This window comes from Oceanobacillus kapialis, from assembly GCF_044790185.1.
In the GTDB taxonomy this organism is placed as follows: Bacteria; Bacillota; Bacilli; order Bacillales; family Amphibacillaceae; genus Oceanobacillus_B; species Oceanobacillus_B kapialis.
Genome location: NZ_CP085256.1, coordinates 125,980 through 149,785 on the forward strand (window position 1 = coordinate 125,980; position 23,806 = coordinate 149,785).

Consider the following 23,806-nt stretch of genomic DNA (forward strand, 5'->3'; position numbering starts at 1 on the left):
AAAATAGGAGTGGGAGGGGAAAATCCCCTATTACCACATCACGGACTTTAAGGAGGTGTGTCTCGTGGCTAAAAAAGTAATTAAATTAGTAAAGCTACAAATTCCAGCTGGAAAAGCGAATCCGGCACCACCAGTAGGACCAGCACTAGGTCAAGCAGGTGTGAATATCATGGGATTCTGTAAAGAATTCAACGCACGTACTCAAGATCAAGCGGGTATGATTATTCCTGTTGAAATCACGGTTTTTGAAGACCGTTCATTTACATTTATTACGAAAACTCCACCGGCAGCAGTACTGTTGAAAAAAGCAGCAGGTATTGAAACTGCTTCAGGTGAGCCGAACCGTAATAAGGTCGCTTCTGTTAAACGCGATCAAGTAAAAGAAATCGCAGAAACAAAAATGCCTGATTTAAATGCTGCTGATGTAGATGCAGCGATGCGCATGGTTGAAGGAACTGCGCGCAGCATGGGAATCACCATCGAGGACTAATTGTTCTCGTTAAGCACAATACGGTACAGGTTGCGAATAGTATGCCATACTCGCAACCTTTTTCGTGAATGTGACACCCTCTAGGGATGTTGTCACAGCTTTATGGAAGCTAGTTGGCTTCTGTAAGTGGGAGGTATTACCGTTATAACCACAATAGAGGAGGAAATAAAATGGCTAAAAAAGGTAAAAAGCATCAAGAAGCACTAAAGCTTGTTGATCGTTCAAAATCATATGAGATAGCTGAAGCAGTTTCTCTAGTAAAAGAAGCAGCAAGAGCTAACTTCGATGAAACAGTAGAAGCAGCTTTCCGTTTGGGAGTAGATCCTAAGAAAGCAGACCAGCAAATCCGTGGAGCAATGGTTCTACCACACGGTACTGGTAAAACACAACGCGTCTTGGTTTTTGCCAAAGGCGATAAAGCAAAAGAGGCAGAAGCAGCAGGAGCTGACTATGTTGGAGATGCTGATTACATCAACCAAATTAACCAAGGTTGGTTTGAATTTGACGTAATCGTTGCTACTCCAGATATGATGGCTGAAGTTGGTAAACTAGGTCGTGTATTAGGACCCAAAGGTCTAATGCCAAACCCGAAAACTGGTACAGTAACATTTGAAGTTGAGAAAGCAGTGAAAGATATCAAAGCAGGTAAAGTAGAATACCGCGTTGATAAGCAATCCAACATTCATGTACCAATCGGAAAAATTTCTTTTGACAATGAGAAATTAATCGAGAACTTTGCGGCTCTTACTGAACAGCTTGTAAAAGTTAAACCACAAGCGGCAAAAGGAACTTATATGAAGAATGCTTCAATTGCTTCAACAATGGGTCCTGGCGTAAAAGTAGACGCATCAGCTTATACTCGCGGTTAATTAGTAGTTGACTCTTGGAGAAATTCGAGGTATACTAATAGGCGTTGAATAAAAAAAATACGTTGTACCGTAGACAGTAGGTGCGGATTCTCCGCTTAATATCCTGCCGAGGTGTTTATAAAACAGATCGATGAATCCGTAATGATTGTCGTATGTTATAGTAAGCTCCCGTGTCTGCGCGGGAGCTTCTTTTGATATAGAGCATGAGATGTTCTTAATGGCTCTGGGCAGATTTCGGTTACGATACGGTATGATAATTGTCAAACAGGAGGTGGAAGAATGTCCGGTATTATTGAGCAAAAGAAACAGCTTGTAGAAGAAATCGCTGAAAAATTCCGTACAAGCCAAACTTCAGTAGTTGTTGACTACCGTGGTCTTGATGTGGCGGAAGTGACAGAATTACGTAAACAACTACGTGAAGCTGGAATTGATTTCAAAGTATACAAAAACACAATGGCTCGCCGTGCTGTTGAAGCTGCTGAGTTAACTGAACTAAGCGAAACGTTGGTTGGACCAACTGCACTAGCTTTCAGTAATGATGACGTAGTAGCACCAGCAAGAATTCTTAACGATTTCGCGAAAAAGAACGAAGCGTTGGAAATTAAAGGTGGAGTAATTGAAGGGAAAGTTGCAACGCTTGATCAAATCAAAGAGCTTGCAGATCTTCCGAATTACGAAGGCATGGTTTCTATGCTGCTTAGCGTGCTTCAAGCACCAGTACGAAACTTCGCTTATGCTACAAAAGCAATTGCGGAGCAAAAAGAAGAACAAGGCGCTTAATTTGTGCCTAGCGTGATAAATTAAAAACAATTAAATTAGGAGGCAATTTAATCATGACAAAAGAACAAATCATTGATGCGATTAAAGAAATGTCAGTTCTAGATCTTAACGACCTAGTTAAAGCAATTGAAGAAGAATTTGGTGTAACAGCTGCAGCACCAGTTGCAGTAGCTGGTGGCGCAGGAGCTGGAGAAGCTGCTGAAGAGAAAACTGAATTTGATGCAGTACTTGAAAGTGCTGGAGCATCAAAAATTAAAGTTGTTAAAGCTGTACGTGAAATCACTGGTCTTGGTCTTAAAGACGCAAAAGACTTAGTTGATAACGCACCAAAAGCTGTTAAAGAAGCCGTTTCTAAAGAAGAAGCTGAAGAAGTTAAAGCTAAGCTAGAAGAAGCTGGCGCAACTGTAGAAGTTAAGTAATTTCCATATTGGGAGCTCGTCGTATTTCATGCGGCGGGCTCTCTATGTATAAACCTTTAACGATGGCAGCCCGGCTAATCGTATCTTCGCAAATCTATTAAAAAGTAGGTGCCAAATGTCTGAGCATTACTTTTCACAACAACCTCATTCTAAACGTTCACCAAAGACATGGAATTACACATTACGCGGGAAATCCTACACCTTTACAAGCGATGGCGGTGTTTTTTCGAAGGATGACATTGATTTTGGGTCTCGATTACTTATCGAACAATTCGTTGAACCGAAAATAGATGGAGACTTTCTTGATATGGGATGTGGCTACGGTCCGATTGGTATTGCGCTGGCAGATCAATTTCCAGACCGCAATGTTTATATGGCAGATGTAAACGAGCGTGCGGTGGAGCTTGCTGAGAAGAATACCAAGTCAAACCGATTATCTAATACAACCGTTTTTCAAAGTGACCTATTTTCACAGGTGACAAAAAATGATTTTGCTGCCATCCTAACAAACCCTCCGATAAGGGCAGGGAAAAAGATTGTTCACCAGTTATTTGAGGATGCGCAATCTGCTTTATCTAAAGGTGGAGAGCTTTGGATTGTGATCCAAAAAAAACAAGGCGCGCCATCAGCAATAAATAAGTTAGAAACATTGTTTCATGAAGTAGAGGTCGTAGCGAAAGATAAAGGCTACTTTATTTTAAGGGCTCTAAATGTTTGACCGCTCTATTTTGTTATGTTAAGATAGGAAAATGCTAACATGGGGGTTCTTCTGTCAAGAAGTATTTTCATAAAAACTGAAACGTATAATTTACAGGTGATCGGGGACACTTGTAAAATCGGATAAAATAAGAAACGGTTTTTCTCAAAAAAGCCTTTTTTCTATTTTTTATTTTACGTTTCTCTAGCATTTTTTCACATTATATAATGCTTGTAGTAACTCCGGATTACAAGTTTGTTCAGTATGTTTGCTGAACAGTAACATTGATGTTTGTTTGCTAGAACCGGAAAACAGGCTATTTTAGTATGTTTTCCTAAATATAATAACCCATTCTGCGTAGAGAAATCTACAATGAATGCATGATTTAAGGGGTGAAGCAGTTGACAGGTCAACTAGTTCAGTATGGACGGCACCGCCAACGCAGGAGCTATGCGCGTATTAGTGAAGTATTAGAGTTGCCAAACCTGATTGAGATTCAAACCGCTTCTTATGAGTGGTTCTTAGAAGAAGGTTTGCGGGAAATGTTTAGAGACATCTCTCCTATTGAAGATTTTACAGGTAATTTATCGCTAGAGTTTGTAGATTACAGTCTCGGTGAACCGAAATATCCTGTTGATGAATCAAAGGAAAGAGACGTTACGTACAATGCTCCGCTTCGCGTGAAGGTCCGTTTGATTAATAATGAGACCGGTGAAGTAAAAGAGCAGGAAGTATTTATGGGTGACTTCCCATTAATGACTGATACAGGTACTTTCGTGATTAATGGTGCGGAACGGGTAATTGTTTCCCAGCTCGTACGTTCACCAAGTGTCTACTACAACGAAAAGATAGACAAAAACGGTAAGAGGGGCGTAGCTGCTACGGTTATTCCCAATAGGGGAGCTTGGCTTGAATTTGAAACAGATGCCAAGGACGTTGCCTATGTTCGTATCGACCGTACACGTAAGTTGCCGATCACAGTGCTTCTTCGTGCCCTTGGATTTGGTACAGATCAGGAGATTATCGACCTTCTTGGTGATAATGAGTATTTGAAAAACACACTTGAAAAAGATAATACCGAAACAACGGAAAAAGCGCTACTGGAAATTTATGAGCGACTTCGTCCTGGTGAGCCACCAACAGTCGATAATGCGAAGAGTCTTTTAGTTTCACGATTCTTTGATCCGAAAAGATATGACTTAGCGCATGTTGGACGCTATAAAATGAATAAAAAATTACACATAAAAAACCGACTGTTTAACCAAGTGCTGGCTGAGACGGTTGTAGACCCGGAAACTGGAGAAGTTCTTGCAGAGAAGGGCGAAAAGCTTGAACGTAAAGTGCTAAATAAACTAATTCCTTATTTAGACAAAGCGGAAGAAAAGCTTGGCGAAATCGAATTTCAACCACAAGATGGAGTGCTTGAAGAAGAAGTAACATTACAATCTATCAAAATTGTGGATCCGACAGACCCGAGTGGTGAAAGAGAACTAAACGTAATTGGTAATGCCGATGTCGATACAAGCGTGAAAAATATTACGCCTGCCGATATTCTATCAGCGATCAGCTATTTCTTTAACCTGTTACACCAGGTAGGAGACACAGACGATATTGACCATCTTGGGAACCGTCGTTTGCGTTCTGTTGGAGAGTTGCTGCAGAACCAATTCCGTATTGGTCTATCACGAATGGAACGTGTGGTACGTGAGAGAATGTCTATTCAAGACACTTCAAGCATTACACCACAGCAATTAATCAACATTCGTCCAGTAATTGCTTCGATCAAAGAATTCTTTGGTAGTTCACAGCTTTCACAATTCATGGACCAAACCAATCCACTTGCAGAGTTAACGCATAAGCGTCGTCTTTCTGCACTTGGACCAGGTGGTTTGACACGTGAACGTGCTGGGTTTGAAGTACGTGACGTTCACTACTCTCACTATGGCCGTATGTGTCCGATTGAAACGCCAGAGGGACCAAACATCGGTTTGATTAACTCTCTCTCAAGTTTCGCAAAGGTGAATAAGTTCGGATTTATCGAAACACCTTATCGTCGCGTAGACCCTGAAACAGGAAGAGTTACCGCACAAATTGATTATCTGACAGCTGATGAAGAGGATAACTATGTGGTTGCACAGGCTAATGCGAAGTTAGGCGATGAAGGTAACTTTGTGGATGAAGAAGTAATCGCGCGTTTCCGCGGGGAGAACACAATCGTTCCTCGTGACCAAATTGATTACATGGACGTATCACCAAAACAGGTAGTATCGGCTGCGACAGCTTGTATTCCATTCTTAGAGAATGATGACTCCAACCGTGCTCTAATGGGAGCGAACATGCAACGTCAGGCTGTTCCGTTAATGAACCCTGAAGCACCTATTGTTGGTACTGGAATGGAATATGTGAATGGTAAAGACTCCGGTGCTGCTATCATTTGTCGCCATGAAGGAATCGTAGAACGTGTGGAAGCAAAAGAAATTCACGTTCGCCGCATTTCCGAAGTGGACGGCAAAGAAGTGCAAGGTGATTTAGATCGCTATAAGCTACAAAAATTCATCCGTTCCAACCAAGGAACTTGTTACAACCAGCGCCCGATCGTGAGTGAAGGCAACCGTGTAACAAAAGGTGAAATTTTAGCGGATGGTCCTTCCATGGAAGACGGGGAGCTTGCGCTAGGGCGTAACGTTCTTGTAGGCTTCATGACATGGGAAGGCTACAACTATGAAGATGCGATCATTATGAGTGAAAGACTTGTAAAAGACGATGTGTATACGTCTATTCACATCGAAGAATATGAGTCTGAAGCTCGTGATACAAAGCTTGGACCTGAAGAAATTACAAGAGATATCCCGAACGTCGGAGAAGACGCACTGAAAAACCTGAATGAACATGGTATTATTCGGATCGGTGCTGAAGTAACTGATGGCGATATTCTTGTAGGAAAAGTAACTCCAAAAGGGGTAACAGAGCTATCTGCCGAAGAACGTCTGCTTCATGCAATTTTCGGTGAAAAAGCTCGTGAGGTAAGGGATACTTCCTTACGTGTACCACATGGTGCTGGCGGAATTGTCCATGATGTTAAGATCTTTAACCGTGAAGACGGGGACGAATTACCACCAGGAGTAAACCAACTAGTTCGTGCTTACATCGTTCAGAAACGTAAAATTCATGAGGGCGATAAAATGGCCGGACGTCACGGTAACAAAGGTGTAATTTCCAAAATATTACCTGAGGAAGATATGCCGTTCTTGCCTGATGGCACGCCAATTGATATTATGCTTAACCCTCTAGGGGTTCCATCGCGTATGAACATTGGACAGGTGTTTGAGTTACATCTTGGAATGGCTGCAAGACAGCTTGGACTGCATGTTGCTTCACCAGTATTTGATGGAGCTACAGAAGAAGATGTATGGGAAACACTTGAAGAAGCGGGAATGCCTCGTGACGCGAAAACCATCCTTTATGATGGTAGAAGCGGAGAACCGTTTGATAACCGTGTGTCAGTTGGAGTCATGTACATGATTAAACTTGCCCACATGGTTGATGATAAATTGCACGCCCGTTCAACAGGACCATATTCACTTGTTACGCAACAGCCGCTTGGTGGTAAAGCACAATTCGGTGGACAGCGTTTCGGTGAGATGGAGGTTTGGGCACTTGAAGCATATGGAGCTGCATATACACTACAAGAAATATTAACGGTTAAATCCGATGATATTGTTGGACGTGTGAAAACATATGAATCCATTGTAAAAGGTGACAATGTTCCTGAACCAGGCGTACCTGAATCTTTCAAAGTACTAATCAAAGAACTTCAAAGTCTTGGAATGGATGTAAAAATGCTTTCCAGTGATGAAGAAGAGATTGATATGCGTGAGTTGGAAGAAGAGGACACACAACAAGCAAGTAAACTGAATTTAGAAGTAGAAGGTAATTAGTTAAAAGCTGGTTAATAGGTTCCTATAGCGTTATAGGAACCTCCCCGCTTTTATTCGCAGGTAGGAAAGTTTAAAACTTCCCTGCTGCATAAGTGCAACTAAGGCTTCCGCCATAAAGACTTGGCGGTAAGCCTAGTTTACTAATATATAACGCATAAATAAGCTTGTGGTAAATTTTTGGACACTAAAAGGGAGGTAGGCCCCTTGCTAGATGTAAATAATTTTGAGTATATGAAAATTGGGTTGGCTTCACCAGAAAAGATCCGTTCATGGTCATACGGTGAGGTTAAAAAGCCCGAAACAATTAACTATCGGACATTAAAGCCAGAGAAAGATGGCCTGTTTTGTGAACGTATTTTCGGACCACAGAAGGACTGGGAATGTCATTGTGGTAAATACAAACGGGTTCGTTACAAAGGCGTTGTCTGTGACCGATGTGGTGTGGAAGTAACAAAAGCAAAAGTACGCCGTGAGCGCATGGGACATATTGAATTAGCAGCACCAGTTTCACACATTTGGTATTTCAAAGGAATTCCAAGCCGTATGGGCCTTGTGCTTGATATGTCACCACGGGCATTGGAAGAAGTAATCTACTTTGCTGCGTATATTGTTACAGAGACAGGTAATACACCATTAGAGAAAAAGCAATTACTGTCAGAAAAAGAATACCGCGCTTATTATGACAAGTACGGCAAATCTTTCAAAGCTCAAATGGGAGCTGAAGCGATCCGTAAGCTTCTTCAGGACATCGACCTGGAAAAAGAAGTGGACGCAATGAAAGAAGAATTAAAAACAGCTCAAGGTCAAAGAAGAACACGTGCAATTAAACGTCTTGAAGTACTAGAATCGTTCCGTAATTCTGGAAATGATACTTCTTGGATGGTATTGGATGTACTACCAGTCATTCCACCAGAAATCCGTCCAATGGTACAGCTTGACGGTGGTCGTTTTGCGACTTCTGATTTAAACGATCTATATCGCCGTGTAATCAACCGTAACAACAGACTTAAACGTCTATTGGATCTTGGTGCACCGAGTATTATCGTGCAAAACGAAAAGCGTATGCTTCAAGAAGCAGTTGACGCATTAATTGATAATGGTCGTCGTGGACGTCCGGTAACGGGTCCTGGTAATAGACCACTTAAATCCCTTTCACACATGCTTAAAGGGAAGCAAGGTCGTTTCCGTCAAAACTTACTTGGTAAACGTGTGGATTACTCTGGTCGTTCCGTTATCGTCGTAGGTCCACATCTTAAAATGTACCAGTGTGGTCTGCCAAAGGAAATGGCACTAGAGCTTTTCAAACCATTTATCATGAAAGAGCTTGTGGAAAAAGGGTTAGCGCACAATATCAAATCTGCTAAGCGGAAAATTGAGCGTGTCCATCCAGAGGTTTGGGACGTATTGGAAGAAGTAATCAAGGAGCATCCGGTATTGCTTAACCGTGCACCAACCCTTCACAGATTAGGAATTCAGGCGTTTGAGCCGACATTGGTAGAGGGACGTGCAATTCGTCTACACCCGCTCGTATGTACAGCATATAACGCCGACTTTGACGGGGACCAAATGGCTGTTCACGTACCGCTATCTGCTGAAGCACAAGCAGAAGCCCGTATTCTAATGCTTGCAGCACAAAACATTCTAAATCCGAAAGATGGAAAACCAGTTGTTACACCTTCACAGGATATGGTATTAGGAAACTATTACCTAACACTGGAACGCGAGGATGCTGTTGGAGAAGGTGCTGTCTTTAAAGATCTTGATGAAGCAGTTCTTTCTTATCAAAATGGTTACGTACATCTGCATACACGGATTGCCGTTCATGCATCAAGCTTGAATAATAAAACATTTACAGCTGAGCAACACAATCAGTTGCTTATCACAACGGTAGGGAAGTTAATTTTTAATAATATCCTTCCTGACTCGTTCCCTTATATTAATGAGCCAACACAAAGCAACTTAGAGGTTAAAACACCTGAGAAATACTTTGTGGCTAGTGGCACAAATATCAAGGAAGAAATTAAATCACGTGAGATTATTAAGCCGTTTAAAAAAGGATTCCTTGGTGATATCATCGCGGAAGTCTTTAAACGATTTAAGATCAGTGAAACGTCTAAAATGCTTGATAGAATGAAGGATCTAGGATTCAGCTATTCTACAAAAGCAGGTATGACGGTTGGTATTTCTGACATCGTGGTATTAGCAGAGAAGCAAACGATTCTTGAAGAAGCTCAGAAGAAAGTGGATAATGTCCTAAAACAATTCCGTCGTGGTTTAATTACAGAGGAAGAACGCTACGACAGAGTTATTGCTGTCTGGTCTCAGGCGAAGGATAATATCCAGGAAAAACTGATGAGCTCACTAAGCAATCGTAACCCTATCTTCATGATGAGTGATTCAGGAGCAAGGGGTAACGCATCTAACTTCACGCAGCTTGCTGGTATGCGTGGTCTAATGGCCAACCCGGCTGGTAAGATCATTGAATTACCGATTAAATCAAGTTTCCGTGAAGGACTTACGGTTCTTGAGTACTTTATTTCAACTCACGGTGCACGTAAAGGTCTTGCCGATACGGCTCTGAAAACAGCGGACTCAGGTTACTTGACCCGTCGTCTCGTTGATGTAGCCCAAGATGTTATTGTCCGTGAAGATGATTGTGGTACAGATAGAGGCTTAACAGTTTCTGCCTTAACAGATGGCTCAGAAGTAATTGAACCATTACTTGACCGTCTAATTGGACGTACTGCTTTCCATACTGTAAAACACCCTGAAACTAATGACGTTATTGTAGAGCATAACGAATTGATTTCAGAAGACCAGGCGAAGCAAATCATTGAAGCTGGTATCGAAGAAGTTACAATCCGTACAGCATTCACATGTAATACAAAACATGGCGTATGTCAAAAATGTTATGGTCGTAACCTTGCAACTGGAGCCGATGTGGAGGTTGGTGAAGCAGTAGGAATTATTGCAGCACAATCTATCGGTGAGCCAGGTACACAGCTAACAATGCGTACCTTCCATACAGGTGGGGTTGCGGGAGACGATATTACACAAGGTCTACCGCGTATCCAAGAGCTGTTTGAAGCACGTAATCCAAAAGGTCAGGCTGTAATCAGTGAAGTTCATGGTACAGTTCAAGAAATTAAAGAAGTAAAAGATAAACAAGAAATCATCGTGCAGAGCGAAGTAGAGCAACGCGCTTACGCAGTACCTTATAACGCTCGTATGAAGGTCAGCGTTGGAGATACAGTGATTGCTGGACAGGAACTTACAGAAGGTTCTGTCGATCCAAAAGATCTTCTACGCATCCAAGGTGTAGAAGGTGTGCAGGATTATCTACTCCGCGAAGTACAACGCGTATACCGCATGCAAGGTGTGGAGATTGGTGATAAACACGTCGAGGTAATGGTTCGCCAAATGCTTCGTAAAATTCGAGTAGTTGACTCAGGAGATACAAGTGTACTTCCGGGATCATTACTAGAAATTCACCAGTTCCGCGATGCGAACCATACGGTACTGAACGAGGGAGCACAGCCAGCAATCGGGAAACCGGTATTGCTTGGTATTACAAAAGCATCTCTTGAAACAGATTCCTTCTTGTCTGCTGCGTCCTTCCAGGAAACAACTCGTGTTCTTACAGATGCAGCGATCAAAGGAAAACGTGATGAACTTCTTGGCTTGAAAGAGAATGTAATCATCGGTAAGCTCGTTCCAGCAGGTACAGGAATGCAACGTTACCGTAAAGTGAAAGCATCTCTTGATGAGCTGGAAGAACAAGAGACAACAGAAGAAGAATCAGTAGAAACAGAAACCATACAATAGCAGGGGAAGCTTACCAATGCTTAAAGCCGAGGGCCAGAAGAACAACAGATAGTTGCAAGTAACTAGCAACTGGTCCTCGCTCCTTTAGGTTAAAAACAAGGGATGAAGATTAGAAGTACCGAAAAATATTTCAAATCATATTGACATTAAAAAATGTGAATGGTAAGATATTCAAGGTGCTTCTGATTACACTTGTTGCTTTGGAGGATATGAGATGTCTTATGAAAAAGTAGCACAGGTTAAATCACGGATAGTTATCGGTACAAAACAAACACTTAAAGCCATGAAAAATGGTGAAATAAGTGAAGTTGTGGTGGCTGATGACGCTGACAGGCAAATAACGCAAAAGGTTGCAAGTTTAGCAGATGAACTTGGAATACCTTGTCAGCGAGTAGATTCAATGAAAAAGCTAGGTGCAGCTTGCGGTATTGAAGTGGGCGCCTCAACAGTAGCGATCAGAAGATAATAGTTTTAACGAATGAAAAATCGTTGAAGCTTTGTTTTTTGCCAAAAGATGAACCACCTGGCTGTGTGGTATTACAAACAACCATCTTTACAGAGGTTGTTGCCAGTTTATTTTATGACTATTATTAATCCGGAAGGGAGGAAAACAAAATGCCAACTATTAACCAACTAGTACGTAAAGGTCGTGTGAGCAAGCCTAAAAAGTCTGACTCTCCAGCACTTAACAAAGGCTACAACAGTTTCCAAAAGAAACTAACTGACCAAAACTCTCCACAAAAACGTGGGGTTTGTACACGTGTGGGTACACTTACTCCAAAGAAACCGAACTCTGCACTTCGTAAATATGCGCGTGTTCGTCTTTCTAACAACATGGAGGTAACTGCATATATCCCAGGAATTGGACACAATCTACAGGAGCACAGTGTTGTATTGCTTCGTGGTGGACGTGTAAAAGACTTACCTGGTGTGCGTTATCACATTGTTCGTGGAGCACTTGATACTGCAGGAGTTGAAGGTCGTTCCCAAGGCCGTTCTAAATACGGTACGAAAAGACCTAAAAAATAAGCGTGACGCACGTCTCGCATGATCATAGATAGGAAAGGAGGAGGACATATGCCACGTAAAGGACCAGTACCTAAGCGCGATGTCTTGCCAGATCCACTTTATAATTCAAAACTTGTGACTCGCTTAATCAACCAGATCATGATTGATGGTAAGCGCGGAATTGCACAAAAAATTCTCTACAATGCATTTGAACTTGTAAGTGAGAGAAGCGGCCAAAACGCTATGGAAGTATTTGAACAAGCTATGAAAAACGTAATGCCTGTACTAGAAGTACGCGCACGTCGTGTTGGTGGATCAAACTACCAAGTACCGATGGAGGTTCGCCCAGAACGCCGTCAGGCTCTAGGACTACGTTACATCGTTAACTATTCTCGCCTACGCGGAGAAAAGACAATGGAAGAACGTCTTGCTAACGAAATTCTGGATGCTTCAAACAACACAGGAGCTTCAGTAAAACGTCGCGAAGAAATGCACAAAATGGCGGAAGCGAACAAAGCATTCGCTCACTACCGTTGGTAAGTTACACAAACTATACCTTATTTTAGGAAGGAGAAGAATACATGGCTAGAGAGTTCTCCTTGGAAAAGACGCGTAATATTGGAATTATGGCACACATTGATGCAGGTAAAACCACTACTACTGAGCGTATTCTTTTCTACACAGGACGTATTCATAAGATTGGTGAAACACATGAAGGTGCTTCTCAAATGGACTGGATGGAGCAGGAACAAGAGCGCGGAATTACAATTACATCCGCTGCGACAACTGCTGCATGGAAAGACCACCGTATCAACATTATTGATACACCTGGACACGTAGACTTCACTGTAGAGGTTGAGCGTTCCCTACGCGTACTTGATGGTGCCGTTACGGTTCTAGATGCTCAATCAGGTGTTGAACCACAAACAGAAACAGTTTGGCGTCAGGCTACAACGTATGGCGTACCAAGAATTGTATTCATTAACAAAATGGATAAACTCGGTGCAGACTTCCTTTATTCTACAGGCACTTTGAAAGATCGTCTTGGTGCAAATGCACACCCAGTACAATTACCAATTGGTGCTGAAGATGACTTCGAAGGTATCATTGACCTTGTAAACATGGAAGCTCACTTCTATCTTGATGATCTTGGTACAAAAGCAGAGTCTCGTGAGATTCCTGCCGAGTACAAAGAAAAAGCAGAAGAGCTACGTGCTAGCCTTATTGAAGCTGTGTCTGAGCTTGATGAAGAGCTAATGATGAAATTCTTAGAAGGAGAAGAAATCTCTAACGAAGAATTGAAAAACGCAATTCGTCAAGGAACACTTGACGTAGAATTCTACCCAGTGTTCTGTGGATCAGCTTTCAAAAACAAAGGTGTTCAATTAATGCTTGATGGTGTTATCGACTATCTTCCAGCACCAACTGATGTTGCTGCTATTGAAGGGATTATCCCTCAAACAGAAGAGAAAGTAACTCGCCCGTCAGATGATAGCGCACCTTTCTCTGCACTAGCATTTAAAGTAATGACAGATCCATTCGTAGGTAAGTTAACATTCTTCCGCGTATACTCTGGAACTTTAGACTCTGGTTCTTATGTGAAAAACTCTGTGAAAGACAAACGCGAACGTGTCGGTCGTATCCTACAGATGCACGCCAACTCTCGTGAAGAGATTTCAAGAGTTTATTCTGGTGAAATTGCTGCAGCTGTTGGTCTTAAAGATACAACAACTGGTGATACACTTTGTGATGAAAAGGATTCTGTTATCCTAGAATCCATGGACTTCCCAGAGCCGGTAATTGGCGTAGCTATTGAACCTAAAACAAAAGCCGACCAGGACAAAATGGCTATTGCTTTAGGTAAACTAGCTGAAGAGGATCCTACTTTCAGAACAGAAACAAACGCTGAAACTGGTCAAACGATTATCTCAGGTATGGGTGAGCTTCACCTTGATATCATTGTTGACCGTCTAAAGCGTGAATTCAAAGTAGAAGCGAATGTTGGTGCGCCACAAGTGGCATACCGTGAAACATTCCGTGCAGCAGCTGAAGTCGAAGGTAAATTCGTACGTCAGTCTGGTGGTCGTGGACAGTACGGGCACGTTTGGGTTAAATTTGAGCCAAACGAAGAAGGCGCCGGCTTTGAATTTGAAAACAAAATTGTTGGTGGTGTGGTACCACGTGAATACATCGGTTCTGTTGAAGCAGGTATTGAAGAAGCGATGGAAAATGGTGTATTAGCTGGCTATCCACTAATCGATGTGAAAGCATCTCTATACGATGGAAGCTACCATGATGTGGATTCAAACGAAATGGCGTTTAAGATTGCTGGATCAATGGCACTTAAAGCGGCGAAAAACAAATGTAACCCAGTTTTACTTGAGCCAATCGCTAAAGTAGAAATTGTTATCCCTGAGGAATACCTTGGAGATATCATGGGTGACGTAACAAGCCGACGTGGCCGTGTAGAAGGAATGGAAGCACGTGGAACTGCACAGGTGGTTAGAGGATTCGTTCCTTTATCTGAAATGTTCGGTTATGCAACTGCATTACGTTCTAACACGCAAGGACGCGGTGTCTTCACAATGCATTTCGATCACTATGAAGAAGTACCGAAAAGCATCTCTGAAGAAATTATCAAGAAAAATACAGGTGAATAATTGATTTTTTCCTGTAACTAAAGTATAACTTTAGTGAAGGCTAAGAAATAATCTAGCGTTGTTTCTTAGCTACACATAAATTCTACAAATACTTTTATTTATTTAAAGGAGGAACTATAAATGGGTAAAGAAAAGTTTGATCGCTCAAAAAGTCACGTAAACGTTGGTACTATCGGACACGTTGACCATGGTAAAACTACTCTAACTGCTGCTATTACAATCGTAATGCACAAAAAATCTGGTAAAGGTACTCAAATGGCATATGACCAAATTGATAACGCACCAGAAGAAAAAGAGCGTGGAATCACAATCGCGACTTCTCACGTAGAATATGAAACTGATACTCGTCACTATGCACACGTTGACTGCCCAGGTCACGCTGACTATGTTAAAAACATGATCACTGGTGCTGCACAAATGGACGGAGCTATCCTAGTAGTATCTGCTGCAGATGGTCCAATGCCACAAACTCGTGAGCACATCCTACTTTCTCGTAACGTAGGTGTACCTTCTATCGTTGTTTTCCTTAACAAAACTGATATGGTTGACGACGAAGAGCTTCTTGAGCTAGTTGAAATGGAAGTACGTGACCTATTAACTGAATACGACTTCCCTGGTGATGACGTACCAGTAATCAAAGGTTCTGCACTTAAAGCTATCGAAGGCGATGCAGACTACGAAGCAAAAATCGTTGAACTTATGGACGCTGTTGACGAGTACATCCCAACTCCAGACCGCGACAAAGACAAACCATTCATGATGCCAGTTGAGGACGTATTCTCTATCACTGGTCGTGGTACTGTAGCAACAGGCCGTGTTGAGCGTGGAGAAGTTAAAGTAGGGGACGAAGTTGAAATCATCGGTCTTAACGAAGAAGCTTCTAAAACTACTGTAACTGGTGTTGAAATGTTCCGTAAGCTTCTTGACTATGCAGAAGCTGGAGACAACATTGGTGCACTTCTACGTGGTGTAGCACGTGAAGACATCAACCGTGGACAAGTACTTGCAAAGCCAGGTTCTATCACTCCACACACTAACTTCAAAGCTGAAGTTTACGTACTATCAAAAGAAGAAGGTGGACGTCACACTCCATTCTTCGGTAACTATCGTCCACAGTTCTACTTCCGTACAACTGACGTAACTGGCGTTATTCAACTTCCAGAAGGTGTTGAAATGGTAATGCCTGGCGATAACATCGAAATGACTGTTGAGTTGATTTCACCAATCGCTATCGAAGACGGTACTCGTTTCTCTATCCGTGAGGGTGGACGTACTGTTGGATCTGGTGTTGTATCTTCTATCAACCAATAATAACAATACCGAAAAGGCTGCGCTCCGTGCGCAGTCTTTTTTTATGTATTTTTGTGTGCGGGGAGGTAATAATTCAATAACCAAAAGCGACGTGGCAACCAATCGACCATGTGTGACGGTCAATCAACCACGCGTACCAGCTAATCAACCCCATGCAGCGGTCAATCGACCAAACGCAGCAGCTAATCAACCCCATGCGGCGTTCAATCGACCAAGCGCAGCAGCTAATCAACCCCATGAGCTATCCAATCGACCAAACGCAGCGTTCAATCAACCCCATGCAGCGGTCAATCGACCGAACGCAGCAGCTAATCAACCCCATGCGGCGTTCAATCGACCAAGCGCAGCACCTAATCAACCTCACGCAGTAGCGAATCAACCAAATGCGGCGTTCAATCAACCCCATGCAAGAGCTAAACAACCAAACGCAACACCCAATCAACCAAACACAACATCCAATCATCCAAACCCCACTCCAAATAAAACCCCTAATCCTTAAATCAGATCAACTCCCCAAATGTTAATAAAGAGAATTCCCACACACCCTTGATTTTACTAGTGATAGTTAGTATAATACATAGATGTGCGACCCAATGAATGTTTTTCACAAAAGGGGTTGCAATGACCACCCAAATTCTATATAATAAGAATGTTGGTCATCAAAGGCGATGAAGCGGAAGGTTGTTGGCACACCCGGCCCCTTTGCCATGGCGGGTTGTCGAGATATTTTCGTGGAGAATGTCTATAATAATATGGGCGAGAAGGAGGGAAAATAATGGCAAAAGAGAAGATTAGAATTCGTTTGAAAGCTTATGATCACCGTATTTTAGATCAATCAGCTGAGAAAATCGTAGATACTGCGAAACGTTCAGGTGCTAGTGTGTCTGGTCCGATTCCATTACCTACAGAAAGATCAGTTTACACAGTACTACGTGCGGTGCACAAGTACAAGGATTCACGTGAGCAATTCGAAATGCGTACACATAAACGTCTTATCGATATTGTTAACCCAACACCACAAACTGTCGATTCACTAATGCGTCTTGACTTACCATCTGGTGTTGATATTGAAATTAAACTATAAATAAATGTTTTACTATAGGAGGTGTAACGGATGACGAAAGGAATCTTAGGTCGTAAAATCGGCATGACTCAGCTATTTTCTGAAACTGGTGAATTAGTACCTGTGACTGTAATTCAAGCTGAGCCAAACGTAGTTCTGCAGAAAAGAACATTAGAAAATGATGGCTATGAAGCACTGCAAATCGGTTTTGCTGATGAAAAAGGATCACGTACTAACAAAGCGGAAAAAGGCCATGCTGACAAAGCAAACACAGCCCCTAAGCGCTACGTTCGTGAAATCCGTGACGCGAACCTTGGCGAACACGAGGTTGGTCAAGAAATCAGCGTTGAAATTTTTCAAGCAGGAGACAAAATCGACGTAACAGGTACAACGAAAGGGAAAGGATTCCAAGGTTCTATCAAGCGCCACAATCAACAACGTGGACCGATGTCCCATGGTTCTCACTACCACAGAAGCCCTGGTTCTCTAGGAGCAGTTGACCCAATGCGTGTTTTCAAAGGACGTCCACTGCCAGGTCAAATGGGTGGAACACAAGTAACAATTCAAAACCTTGAAGTTGTTAGCGTGGATGCTGAACGCAACCTGCTATTAATTAAAGGTAATGTACCAGGTGCAAAAAAATCATTCGTAAAAGTTACGAGTGTAATAAAGGCTAACTAATCACACACACGAAGGGAGGATATGTCATGCCTAAAGTAGCACTATTTAAACAAGACGGTTCACAAGCTGGTGATTTGGAATTAAATGATTCCGTATTTGGAATCGAGCCAAACACACATGTTTTACATGAAGCAGTAGTAATGCAACGCGCATCTTTGCGTCAAGGAACTCATGCTGTTAAAGGTCGTTCTGACGTACGCGGTGGTGGTCGTAAACCATGGCGTCAAAAAGGAACAGGTCGTGCGCGTCAAGGTTCCATTCGCTCTCCACAATGGGTAGGTGGCGGAACTGTATTTGGTCCAACACCACGCAGCTATAGCTACAAACTACCTAAAAAGGTACGTCGTCTAGCACTAAGATCTGCACTTTCTTCTAAAGTACAAGAAGAAAATCTAGTAGTATTAGAAAGCCTAGCGATGGAAGTTCCTAAAACAAAAGAAGTAGTGAACATGCTTCAAGCTCTTAACGTAGAGACAAAAGCATTGATCGTCACTGCTGATAAAGACGAAACGGTTATCCGTTCCGCTAACAATCTTCAATCAGTTAAAGTACTAACTGTAGAAGAAGTAAATGTCCTAGATTTGCTTACGCATGACAAGCTGATCCTAACGAAGGATGCAGCTGAAAAAGCAGGGGAGGTGCTTGCATAATGAAAGATCCACGTGATATTATTAAGCGCCCTGTCATTACAGAGAATTCTGCTGACTTAATGGAACAAAAGAAATACACGTTTGAAGTAAGTACAAAAGCCAACAAGACAGAGATTAAAAATGCTATCGAAGTTGTTTTTGGCGTTAAAGTTGAAAAAGTTAACACATTGAACCTTAAAGGTAAATTCAAGCGGATGGGTAGATACGGTGGTTACCGTCCAGACCGCAAAAAAGCTATCGTTCAACTTTCAGAAGACAGTAAAGAACTGGATATTTTTGAAGGTTAACTAGAAAATCTCGAGAAGGAGGGAAAACAAGATGGCGATTAAAAAATTCAAACCAACGTCAAACGGAAGACGTAATATGTCAGTATCTGATTTCGCGGAAATCACTACAGACACTCCAGAGAAATCCCTTTTAAGCCCACTATACAAACGTGGCGGTCGTAACAACCAAGGGAAACTAACTGTTCGTCATCAAGGTGGCGGTCATAAGCGTCATTACCGTATTATCGACTTCAAACGCGATAAAGATGGTATACCAGGACGCGTTGCTACTATTGAGTATGATCCAAACCGTTCAGCTAACATTGCATTAATTCATTACGCTGATGGGGAAAAACGCTACATTTTAGCTCCAAAAGGACTAAAAGTAGATCAAAAAATTGAATCTGGTGTAGATGCGGATATCAAAGTAGGTAACGCACTTCCACTAGCTAACATTCCAGTTGGTACAATCATTCATAACGTTGAATTAAAACCAGGACGCGGTGGTCAATTAGCTCGTTCTGCTGGTGCTGAGGCACAAATTCTTGGTCGTGAAGAAAAGTACACACTTGTTCGTTTAGCATCAGGTGAAGTTCGCTTGATTCTTACAACTTGCCGCGCAACTGTTGGCCAGGTTGGAAACTTAGAACATGAGCTTGTACGTATTGGTAAAGCTGGTCGTTCTCGCTGGTTAGGCAAACGCCCTACAGTTCGTGGTTCTGTAATGAACCCTAACGATCACCCACACGGTGGTGGTGAAGGACGTGCACCAATCGGACGTAAATCACCAATGTCACCATGGGGCAAACCTACACTTGGTTACAAAACTCGTAAACGTAACAAGCCGACTGATAAATATATCGTTCGTAAACGTAAAAAATAATCAAAAGTAGTGGACGGGATATTACACCCGTCTCTCAATTGCGGAAGGAGGTTTATCCATGGGTCGTAGCTTGAAAAAAGGACCTTTTGCAGATGACCATCTATTGTCAAAGATCGAGAAATTAAATGAAGATGACAAGAAACAGGTAGTAAAAACCTGGTCACGTCGTTCAACAATTTTCCCTACTTTTGTTGGTCACACTGTTGCTGTATATGATGGACGTAAACACGTACCTGTTTATATTACAGAAGACATGGTGGGTCATAAACTAGGTGAATTCGCGCCAACTCGCACGTATAAAGGGCATGCTGGCGATGATAAGAAAACTAAACGCTAATGAGAGGAGGCACTAAGTATGCAAGCTAAAGCCATGGCGAAATCGGTTCGTATTGCTCCTCGTAAAGTACGATTAGTCGTTGATTTAATTCGAGGAAAAAACGTTGGCGAAGCAGTTGCAATTCTACGCCACACACAACGCGGTGCTTCTCCAGTCGTAGAGAAGGTTTTGAAGTCTGCTATCGCAAACGCAGAACACAACTACGAAATGGATCCGGACAATCTAGTGATTTCCGAAGCATTTGTAAATGAAGGTGCTACATTGAAACGTTTCCGTCCACGTGCACAAGGACGTGCAAGTAAAATAAACAAACGCACAAGCCACATCACAGTGGTTGTAACAGAAAAGAAGGAGGGATAGTCAGTGGGTCAAAAAGTAAATCCAACGGGTCTTCGCGTCGGCATCATTAAAGACTGGGAGTCAAAGTGGTATGCTGGCAAAGACTATGCAGACTTACTACACGAAGATATTAAAATCAGAGAATATCTTGAAAACCGTTTGCGTATTGCTGCTGTTTCTTCTATCGACATCGAGCGTGCAGCTAATCGCGTAAACATCACTATTCACACTGGGAAACCAGGGATGGTAATTGGTAAAGGCGGTTCTGAAGTAGAAGCTCTACGTAAATCATTGAACAGCTTGACTGGTAAACGAGTTCACATCAACATCGTTGAAATCAAGAAAGTAGATCTTGATGCAACACTTGTTGCTGAAAACATTGCTCGTCAATTAGAAAACCGTATCTCATTCCGTCGTGCACAGAAGCAATCCATTCAACGTGCAATGCGCGGAGGAGCTAAAGGAATTAAAACACAAGTTTCCGGACGTCTTGGTGGAGCAGATATCGCTCGTGCGGAACATTATAGTGAAGGAACAGTACCACTACACACATTGCGTGCTGATATCGACTATGGTACAGCTGAAGCAGATACAACTTACGGTAAATTAGGTGTTAAAGTGTGGATCTATCGTGGGGAAGTCCTTCCAACTAAATCAAACAAATAAGGAAGGGGGCAATGCATTATGTTAATGCCTAAACGCGTGAAATATCGTAGACAACATCGTGGTAAAATGAGAGGCCAAGCAAAAGGCGGTACAACAGTAGCTTTTGGTGAATACGGCCTGCAGGCAACAGAAGCATCTTGGATCACTAGTCGTCAGATTGAAGCTGCCCGTATTGCAATGACTCGTTATATGAAACGTGGCGGTAAAGTTTGGATTAAAATCTTTCCTGATAAACCATACACTGCAAAACCCCTAGAAGTTCGAATGGGTTCCGGTAAAGGTGCTCCAGAAGGATGGGTAGCAGTAGTAAAACCAGGAAAAATCATGTTTGAAATCGCAGGGGTTTCCGAAGAGGTTGCTCGTGAAGCATTACGTCTTGCTTCTCACAAACTGCCGATTAAAACTAAATTCGTAAAACGTGAAGAAATTGGTGGTGAAAGCAATGAAGGCTAATGAAATTAGAGAACTAACCACTGCCGAAATTGAACAAAAAGTTAAATCATTAAAAGAAGAACTATTTAATTTGCGCTTCCAGCTTGCAACTGGTCAACTGGAAAACACTGCTCGTATTCGTGAAGTAAGAAAGTCAATTGCTCGCATGAAAACAGTAGTACGCCAACGCGAAGTTAGCGTAAATAACTAGAAATCTATAGAGGAGGTTAGCCTCGAATGACTGAACGTAATGATCGTAAAGTATATACAGGCCGTGTTGTTTCAGACAAAATGGATAAAACAATTACAGTATTAGTCGAAACATACAAGTTTCATAAACTATACGGTAAGCGTGTAAAGTACTCTAAAAAGTTCAAAACACATGATGAGAACAACCAAGCTAAAACAGGCGATGTTGTACGTATCATGGAAACTCGTCCGCTATCAGCAACTAAACGCTTCCGTTTGGTTGAAGTCGTTGAAGAAGCGGTAATTATATAATAAAGTTCGCTCGGAAGGTATCCGAAGGGAGGTCACAGCGATATGATTCAACAGGAAACTCGCTTGAAAGTTGCAGATAACTCTGGTGCACGTGAAGTCTTAACCATTAAAGTGTTAGGCGGATCTGGCCGTAAAACTGCCAATATTGGTGATGTAATTGTTTGTACTGTCAAACAAGCAACACCAGGAGGCGTTGTCAAAAAAGGTGAAGTTGTTAAAGCTGTCATCGTACGTAGTAAATCTGGTGCGCGTCGTAAAGATGGATCGTACATTCGTTTTGATGAAAATGCAGCGGTAATTATCCGTGATGACAAAAGTCCACGAGGTACTCGTATCTTCGGACCAGTTGCACGTGAATTACGTGATGCAAAATTCATGAAAATCGTATCTCTAGCTCCAGAAGTTTTATAAGCTAAAATTTAGCCTTGCAAGGAGGTGCGTCAAGCATGCATGTAAAAAAAGGTGATAAAGTAAAAGTAATATCCGGCAAAGACCGTGGTAAAGAAGGCACAATCCTAGAAGTGAGTCCAGCTAAGGAACGCGTTCTTGTAGAAGGCATTAACATGGTGAAAAAACATGCGAAACCTTCCCAGGAGAATCCACAAGGTGGAATCCTTAACCAAGAAGCTCCAATTCACGCTTCTAACGTAATGCCAATAGATCCTAAATCCGGTGAACCAACTCGCGTTGGGTATGAAGTACGTGACGGAAAGAAAGTCCGCATCGCTAAAAAATCCGGTGAAGCAATAGATAAATAATTTAGCGACGAAAGGAGGGCGACATTGATGAATGAATTAAAAAGAAAATACCAAGATGAAGTATCACCATCTTTGATGAATAAATTTAATTATGATTCTGTAATGCAGGTACCTGCTGTTGATAAAATCGTTATCAACATGGGTGTCGGTGATGCAGTTCAAAACTCTAAAGCATTAGATAGCGCTGTTGAAGAGCTTGCGTTAATTTCTGGTCAAAAACCAATGATCACTCGTGCTAAGAAATCAATCGCTGGTTTCCGCCTTCGTGAAGGAATGCCGATCGGTGCAAAAGTAACCCTTCGCGGTGAGCGTATGTACGAATTCCTTCAAAAGCTAATTGCAGTATCACTTCCACGTGTACGTGACTTCCGTGGTATCTCTAAAAAAGCTTTTGATGGTCGTGGAAACTATACATTAGGTGTAAAAGAACAGCTAATATTCCCGGAAATTAATTATGATAAAGTGAACAAGGTACGTGGTATGGATATCGTTATCGTAACGTCTTCCAATACTGACGAAGAAGCCCGTGAACTTTTAGCTCAGCTAGGCATGCCTTTCCAAAAATAAGCTAAGAGCTAGTACAAGGAGGGAAAATTGTGGCTAAAAAATCAATGATTGCGAAACAAAAACGTCCACAAAAATATCAAGTACGTGAATATACACGTTGCGAACGTTGTGGCCGTCCACATTCTGTAATCCGTAAATTTAAACTTTGCCGTATTTGTTTCCGTGAACTTGCCTACAAAGGTCAAATTCCTGGTGTCAAAAAAGCAAGCTGGTAAACCCCGATTCGGGAAGGAGGTAATTAGTAATGGTTATGACAGATCCAATTGCAGATATGCTAACTCGTATTCGTAATGCTAACATGGTACGCCATGAAAAGTTAGAGCTTCCGGCTTCAACAATGAAGAAGGAGATCGCTGACATCCTTAAACGTGAAGGTTTCGTATCAGATTACGAGTTTGTTGAAGATAACAAACAAGGTGTTTTGCGTATTTTCCTTAAATACGGTACGAATGAAGAGCGCGTAATTACAGGTATCAAACGTATTAGTAAGCCAGGACTGCGTGTTTACGCTAAAGCTGATGAAGTACCTCGCGTACTTAACGGTTTAGGTATTGCTATCGTCTCAACATCAAAAGGTGTGCTTTCAGATAAAGAAGCACGTTCACAAGCTGTTGGTGGCGAAGTTCTAGCATACGTTTGGTAATTAACATTTTTTGATGAGGAGGT

Annotated in this window: 29 protein-coding genes and 1 other annotated feature; all 29 genes read left to right on the forward strand. The window is 42.1% G+C overall.

What is annotated here, in order from left to right; translation table 11 throughout:
- Nucleotides 1–64 precede the first annotated feature (64 nt).
- The 29 genes from rplK (at nt 65) to rpsH (ending at nt 23,783) form a co-directional block, all read left to right on the forward strand.
- Nucleotides 65–490, forward strand: coding sequence for a 50S ribosomal protein L11 (rplK, locus tag LG273_RS00685; RefSeq protein ID WP_379560395.1), 426 nt, complete (start codon nt 65–67; stop codon nt 488–490).
- Between the two features lie 170 nt (nt 491–660).
- Complete coding sequence (gene rplA / locus LG273_RS00690) at nt 661–1,359, forward strand: 50S ribosomal protein L1 (RefSeq protein ID WP_379560394.1); 699 nt, start codon at nt 661–663, stop codon at nt 1,357–1,359.
- 49 nt (nt 1,360–1,408) lie between these two features.
- Nucleotides 1,409–1,561, forward strand: a sequence feature (ribosomal protein L10 leader region).
- Nucleotides 1,562–1,638: 77 nt separating this feature from the next.
- Nucleotides 1,639–2,139 carry a 50S ribosomal protein L10 gene (rplJ, locus tag LG273_RS00695; RefSeq protein WP_379560393.1) on the forward strand — a complete coding sequence of 167 codons (501 nt, stop codon included), beginning with the start codon at nt 1,639–1,641 and terminating at the stop codon, nt 2,137–2,139.
- Between the two features lie 53 nt (nt 2,140–2,192).
- The gene (rplL, locus tag LG273_RS00700; protein WP_379560392.1) at nt 2,193–2,558 is read left to right on the forward strand and encodes a 50S ribosomal protein L7/L12; all 366 of its coding nucleotides are present in this window, start codon (nt 2,193–2,195) and stop codon (nt 2,556–2,558) included.
- Between the two features lie 115 nt (nt 2,559–2,673).
- On the forward strand, nt 2,674–3,276 hold the full coding sequence (locus tag LG273_RS00705; protein ID WP_404457051.1) for a class I SAM-dependent methyltransferase: 603 nt from the start codon (nt 2,674–2,676) through the stop codon (nt 3,274–3,276).
- Nucleotides 3,277–3,656: 380 nt separating this feature from the next.
- A complete protein-coding gene (rpoB, locus tag LG273_RS00710) occupies nt 3,657–7,193 on the forward strand; it encodes a DNA-directed RNA polymerase subunit beta (protein WP_404457053.1) in 3,537 nt (1,178 codons plus the stop codon).
- 204 nt (nt 7,194–7,397) lie between these two features.
- Nucleotides 7,398–11,018, forward strand: coding sequence for a DNA-directed RNA polymerase subunit beta' (gene rpoC / locus LG273_RS00715; protein WP_379560389.1), 3,621 nt, complete (start codon nt 7,398–7,400; stop codon nt 11,016–11,018).
- Between the two features lie 214 nt (nt 11,019–11,232).
- Nucleotides 11,233–11,484 carry a 50S ribosomal protein L7ae-like protein gene (locus LG273_RS00720; protein ID WP_379560388.1) on the forward strand — a complete coding sequence of 84 codons (252 nt, stop codon included), beginning with the start codon at nt 11,233–11,235 and terminating at the stop codon, nt 11,482–11,484.
- Nucleotides 11,485–11,633: 149 nt separating this feature from the next.
- Nucleotides 11,634–12,047, forward strand: a complete 414-nt coding sequence (gene rpsL, locus LG273_RS00725) for a 30S ribosomal protein S12 (protein ID WP_379560387.1) — start codon at nt 11,634–11,636, stop codon at nt 12,045–12,047.
- 48 nt (nt 12,048–12,095) lie between these two features.
- On the forward strand, nt 12,096–12,566 hold the full coding sequence (rpsG, locus tag LG273_RS00730) for a 30S ribosomal protein S7 (protein ID WP_379560386.1): 471 nt from the start codon (nt 12,096–12,098) through the stop codon (nt 12,564–12,566).
- Between the two features lie 41 nt (nt 12,567–12,607).
- The gene (gene fusA, locus LG273_RS00735; RefSeq protein ID WP_404457056.1) at nt 12,608–14,686 is read left to right on the forward strand and encodes an elongation factor G; all 2,079 of its coding nucleotides are present in this window, start codon (nt 12,608–12,610) and stop codon (nt 14,684–14,686) included.
- A gap of 120 nt (nt 14,687–14,806) precedes the next feature.
- Nucleotides 14,807–15,997 (forward strand): elongation factor Tu, encoded by a 1,191-nt coding sequence (tuf, locus tag LG273_RS00740; RefSeq protein WP_379560383.1) that lies wholly within the window; start codon nt 14,807–14,809, stop codon nt 15,995–15,997.
- Nucleotides 15,998–16,088: 91 nt separating this feature from the next.
- The gene (locus LG273_RS00745; protein WP_404457058.1) at nt 16,089–16,496 is read left to right on the forward strand and encodes a hypothetical protein; all 408 of its coding nucleotides are present in this window, start codon (nt 16,089–16,091) and stop codon (nt 16,494–16,496) included.
- A gap of 276 nt (nt 16,497–16,772) precedes the next feature.
- On the forward strand, nt 16,773–17,081 hold the full coding sequence (gene rpsJ, locus LG273_RS00750) for a 30S ribosomal protein S10 (protein ID WP_036578675.1): 309 nt from the start codon (nt 16,773–16,775) through the stop codon (nt 17,079–17,081).
- Between the two features lie 30 nt (nt 17,082–17,111).
- A complete protein-coding gene (rplC, locus tag LG273_RS00755) occupies nt 17,112–17,741 on the forward strand; it encodes a 50S ribosomal protein L3 (RefSeq protein ID WP_404457061.1) in 630 nt (209 codons plus the stop codon).
- 26 nt (nt 17,742–17,767) lie between these two features.
- Entirely contained in the window at nt 17,768–18,391 is a 624-nt protein-coding gene (rplD, locus tag LG273_RS00760) for a 50S ribosomal protein L4 (protein WP_379560380.1), read from the forward strand.
- Complete coding sequence (rplW, locus tag LG273_RS00765) at nt 18,391–18,678, forward strand: 50S ribosomal protein L23 (RefSeq protein ID WP_404457063.1); 288 nt, start codon at nt 18,391–18,393, stop codon at nt 18,676–18,678. The genes rplD and rplW overlap by 1 nt, the downstream gene beginning before the upstream one ends.
- A 31-nt stretch (nt 18,679–18,709) precedes the next feature.
- Nucleotides 18,710–19,540 carry a 50S ribosomal protein L2 gene (gene rplB, locus LG273_RS00770; RefSeq protein ID WP_379560378.1) on the forward strand — a complete coding sequence of 277 codons (831 nt, stop codon included), beginning with the start codon at nt 18,710–18,712 and terminating at the stop codon, nt 19,538–19,540.
- Nucleotides 19,541–19,598: 58 nt separating this feature from the next.
- Entirely contained in the window at nt 19,599–19,877 is a 279-nt protein-coding gene (rpsS, locus tag LG273_RS00775; protein ID WP_379560377.1) for a 30S ribosomal protein S19, read from the forward strand.
- Nucleotides 19,878–19,895: 18 nt separating this feature from the next.
- Entirely contained in the window at nt 19,896–20,237 is a 342-nt protein-coding gene (gene rplV, locus LG273_RS00780) for a 50S ribosomal protein L22 (protein WP_036578667.1), read from the forward strand.
- A gap of 3 nt (nt 20,238–20,240) precedes the next feature.
- Complete coding sequence (rpsC, locus tag LG273_RS00785; RefSeq protein ID WP_036578666.1) at nt 20,241–20,882, forward strand: 30S ribosomal protein S3; 642 nt, start codon at nt 20,241–20,243, stop codon at nt 20,880–20,882.
- Nucleotides 20,883–20,900: 18 nt separating this feature from the next.
- Nucleotides 20,901–21,335, forward strand: coding sequence for a 50S ribosomal protein L16 (rplP, locus tag LG273_RS00790; protein WP_019375527.1), 435 nt, complete (start codon nt 20,901–20,903; stop codon nt 21,333–21,335).
- The gene (rpmC, locus tag LG273_RS00795; protein ID WP_036578662.1) at nt 21,325–21,525 is read left to right on the forward strand and encodes a 50S ribosomal protein L29; all 201 of its coding nucleotides are present in this window, start codon (nt 21,325–21,327) and stop codon (nt 21,523–21,525) included. Before rplP ends, rpmC begins: the two co-directional genes overlap by 11 nt.
- A gap of 26 nt (nt 21,526–21,551) precedes the next feature.
- Complete coding sequence (rpsQ, locus tag LG273_RS00800) at nt 21,552–21,815, forward strand: 30S ribosomal protein S17 (protein WP_036578661.1); 264 nt, start codon at nt 21,552–21,554, stop codon at nt 21,813–21,815.
- Between the two features lie 42 nt (nt 21,816–21,857).
- Nucleotides 21,858–22,226 carry a 50S ribosomal protein L14 gene (gene rplN / locus LG273_RS00805; protein WP_379560374.1) on the forward strand — a complete coding sequence of 123 codons (369 nt, stop codon included), beginning with the start codon at nt 21,858–21,860 and terminating at the stop codon, nt 22,224–22,226.
- A 35-nt stretch (nt 22,227–22,261) separates the two neighbouring features.
- Entirely contained in the window at nt 22,262–22,573 is a 312-nt protein-coding gene (gene rplX / locus LG273_RS00810) for a 50S ribosomal protein L24 (RefSeq protein ID WP_379560373.1), read from the forward strand.
- Nucleotides 22,574–22,600: 27 nt separating this feature from the next.
- Nucleotides 22,601–23,140, forward strand: coding sequence for a 50S ribosomal protein L5 (rplE, locus tag LG273_RS00815; RefSeq protein WP_379560372.1), 540 nt, complete (start codon nt 22,601–22,603; stop codon nt 23,138–23,140).
- Nucleotides 23,141–23,169: 29 nt separating this feature from the next.
- A complete protein-coding gene (locus tag LG273_RS00820; RefSeq protein ID WP_019375521.1) occupies nt 23,170–23,355 on the forward strand; it encodes a type Z 30S ribosomal protein S14 in 186 nt (61 codons plus the stop codon).
- Nucleotides 23,356–23,384: 29 nt separating this feature from the next.
- On the forward strand, nt 23,385–23,783 hold the full coding sequence (rpsH, locus tag LG273_RS00825; RefSeq protein WP_042225496.1) for a 30S ribosomal protein S8: 399 nt from the start codon (nt 23,385–23,387) through the stop codon (nt 23,781–23,783).
- Nucleotides 23,784–23,806: the final 23 nt, after the last annotated feature.

Bases quoted from the DNA above. Each gene is read 5' to 3' on its own strand.
- rplX (WP_379560373.1), top strand. From the start codon at position 22,262: ATGCATGTAAAAAAAGGTGATAAAGTAAAAGTAATATCCGGCAAAGAC.
- rpmC (WP_036578662.1), top strand. From the start codon at position 21,325: ATGAAGGCTAATGAAATTAGAGAACTAACCACTGCCGAAATTGAACAA.
- LG273_RS00705 (WP_404457051.1), top strand. From the start codon at position 2,674: ATGTCTGAGCATTACTTTTCACAACAACCTCATTCTAAACGTTCACCA.
- rplV (WP_036578667.1), top strand. From the start codon at position 19,896: ATGCAAGCTAAAGCCATGGCGAAATCGGTTCGTATTGCTCCTCGTAAA.
- rpsQ (WP_036578661.1), top strand. From the start codon at position 21,552: ATGACTGAACGTAATGATCGTAAAGTATATACAGGCCGTGTTGTTTCA.
- rplE (WP_379560372.1), top strand. From the start codon at position 22,601: ATGAATGAATTAAAAAGAAAATACCAAGATGAAGTATCACCATCTTTG.
- tuf (WP_379560383.1), top strand. From the start codon at position 14,807: ATGGGTAAAGAAAAGTTTGATCGCTCAAAAAGTCACGTAAACGTTGGT.
- rpsG (WP_379560386.1), top strand. From the start codon at position 12,096: ATGCCACGTAAAGGACCAGTACCTAAGCGCGATGTCTTGCCAGATCCA.
- rplP (WP_019375527.1), top strand. From the start codon at position 20,901: ATGTTAATGCCTAAACGCGTGAAATATCGTAGACAACATCGTGGTAAA.
- rplJ (WP_379560393.1), top strand. From the start codon at position 1,639: ATGTCCGGTATTATTGAGCAAAAGAAACAGCTTGTAGAAGAAATCGCT.
- LG273_RS00720 (WP_379560388.1), top strand. From the start codon at position 11,233: ATGTCTTATGAAAAAGTAGCACAGGTTAAATCACGGATAGTTATCGGT.
- rplL (WP_379560392.1), top strand. From the start codon at position 2,193: ATGACAAAAGAACAAATCATTGATGCGATTAAAGAAATGTCAGTTCTA.
- fusA (WP_404457056.1), top strand. From the start codon at position 12,608: ATGGCTAGAGAGTTCTCCTTGGAAAAGACGCGTAATATTGGAATTATG.
- rpsH (WP_042225496.1), top strand. From the start codon at position 23,385: ATGGTTATGACAGATCCAATTGCAGATATGCTAACTCGTATTCGTAAT.
- rpsJ (WP_036578675.1), top strand. From the start codon at position 16,773: ATGGCAAAAGAGAAGATTAGAATTCGTTTGAAAGCTTATGATCACCGT.
- rplD (WP_379560380.1), top strand. From the start codon at position 17,768: ATGCCTAAAGTAGCACTATTTAAACAAGACGGTTCACAAGCTGGTGAT.
- rplB (WP_379560378.1), top strand. From the start codon at position 18,710: ATGGCGATTAAAAAATTCAAACCAACGTCAAACGGAAGACGTAATATG.
- rpsL (WP_379560387.1), top strand. From the start codon at position 11,634: ATGCCAACTATTAACCAACTAGTACGTAAAGGTCGTGTGAGCAAGCCT.
- rplA (WP_379560394.1), top strand. From the start codon at position 661: ATGGCTAAAAAAGGTAAAAAGCATCAAGAAGCACTAAAGCTTGTTGAT.
- rplN (WP_379560374.1), top strand. From the start codon at position 21,858: ATGATTCAACAGGAAACTCGCTTGAAAGTTGCAGATAACTCTGGTGCA.
- rplW (WP_404457063.1), top strand. From the start codon at position 18,391: ATGAAAGATCCACGTGATATTATTAAGCGCCCTGTCATTACAGAGAAT.
- rpsS (WP_379560377.1), top strand. From the start codon at position 19,599: ATGGGTCGTAGCTTGAAAAAAGGACCTTTTGCAGATGACCATCTATTG.
- rplC (WP_404457061.1), top strand. From the start codon at position 17,112: ATGACGAAAGGAATCTTAGGTCGTAAAATCGGCATGACTCAGCTATTT.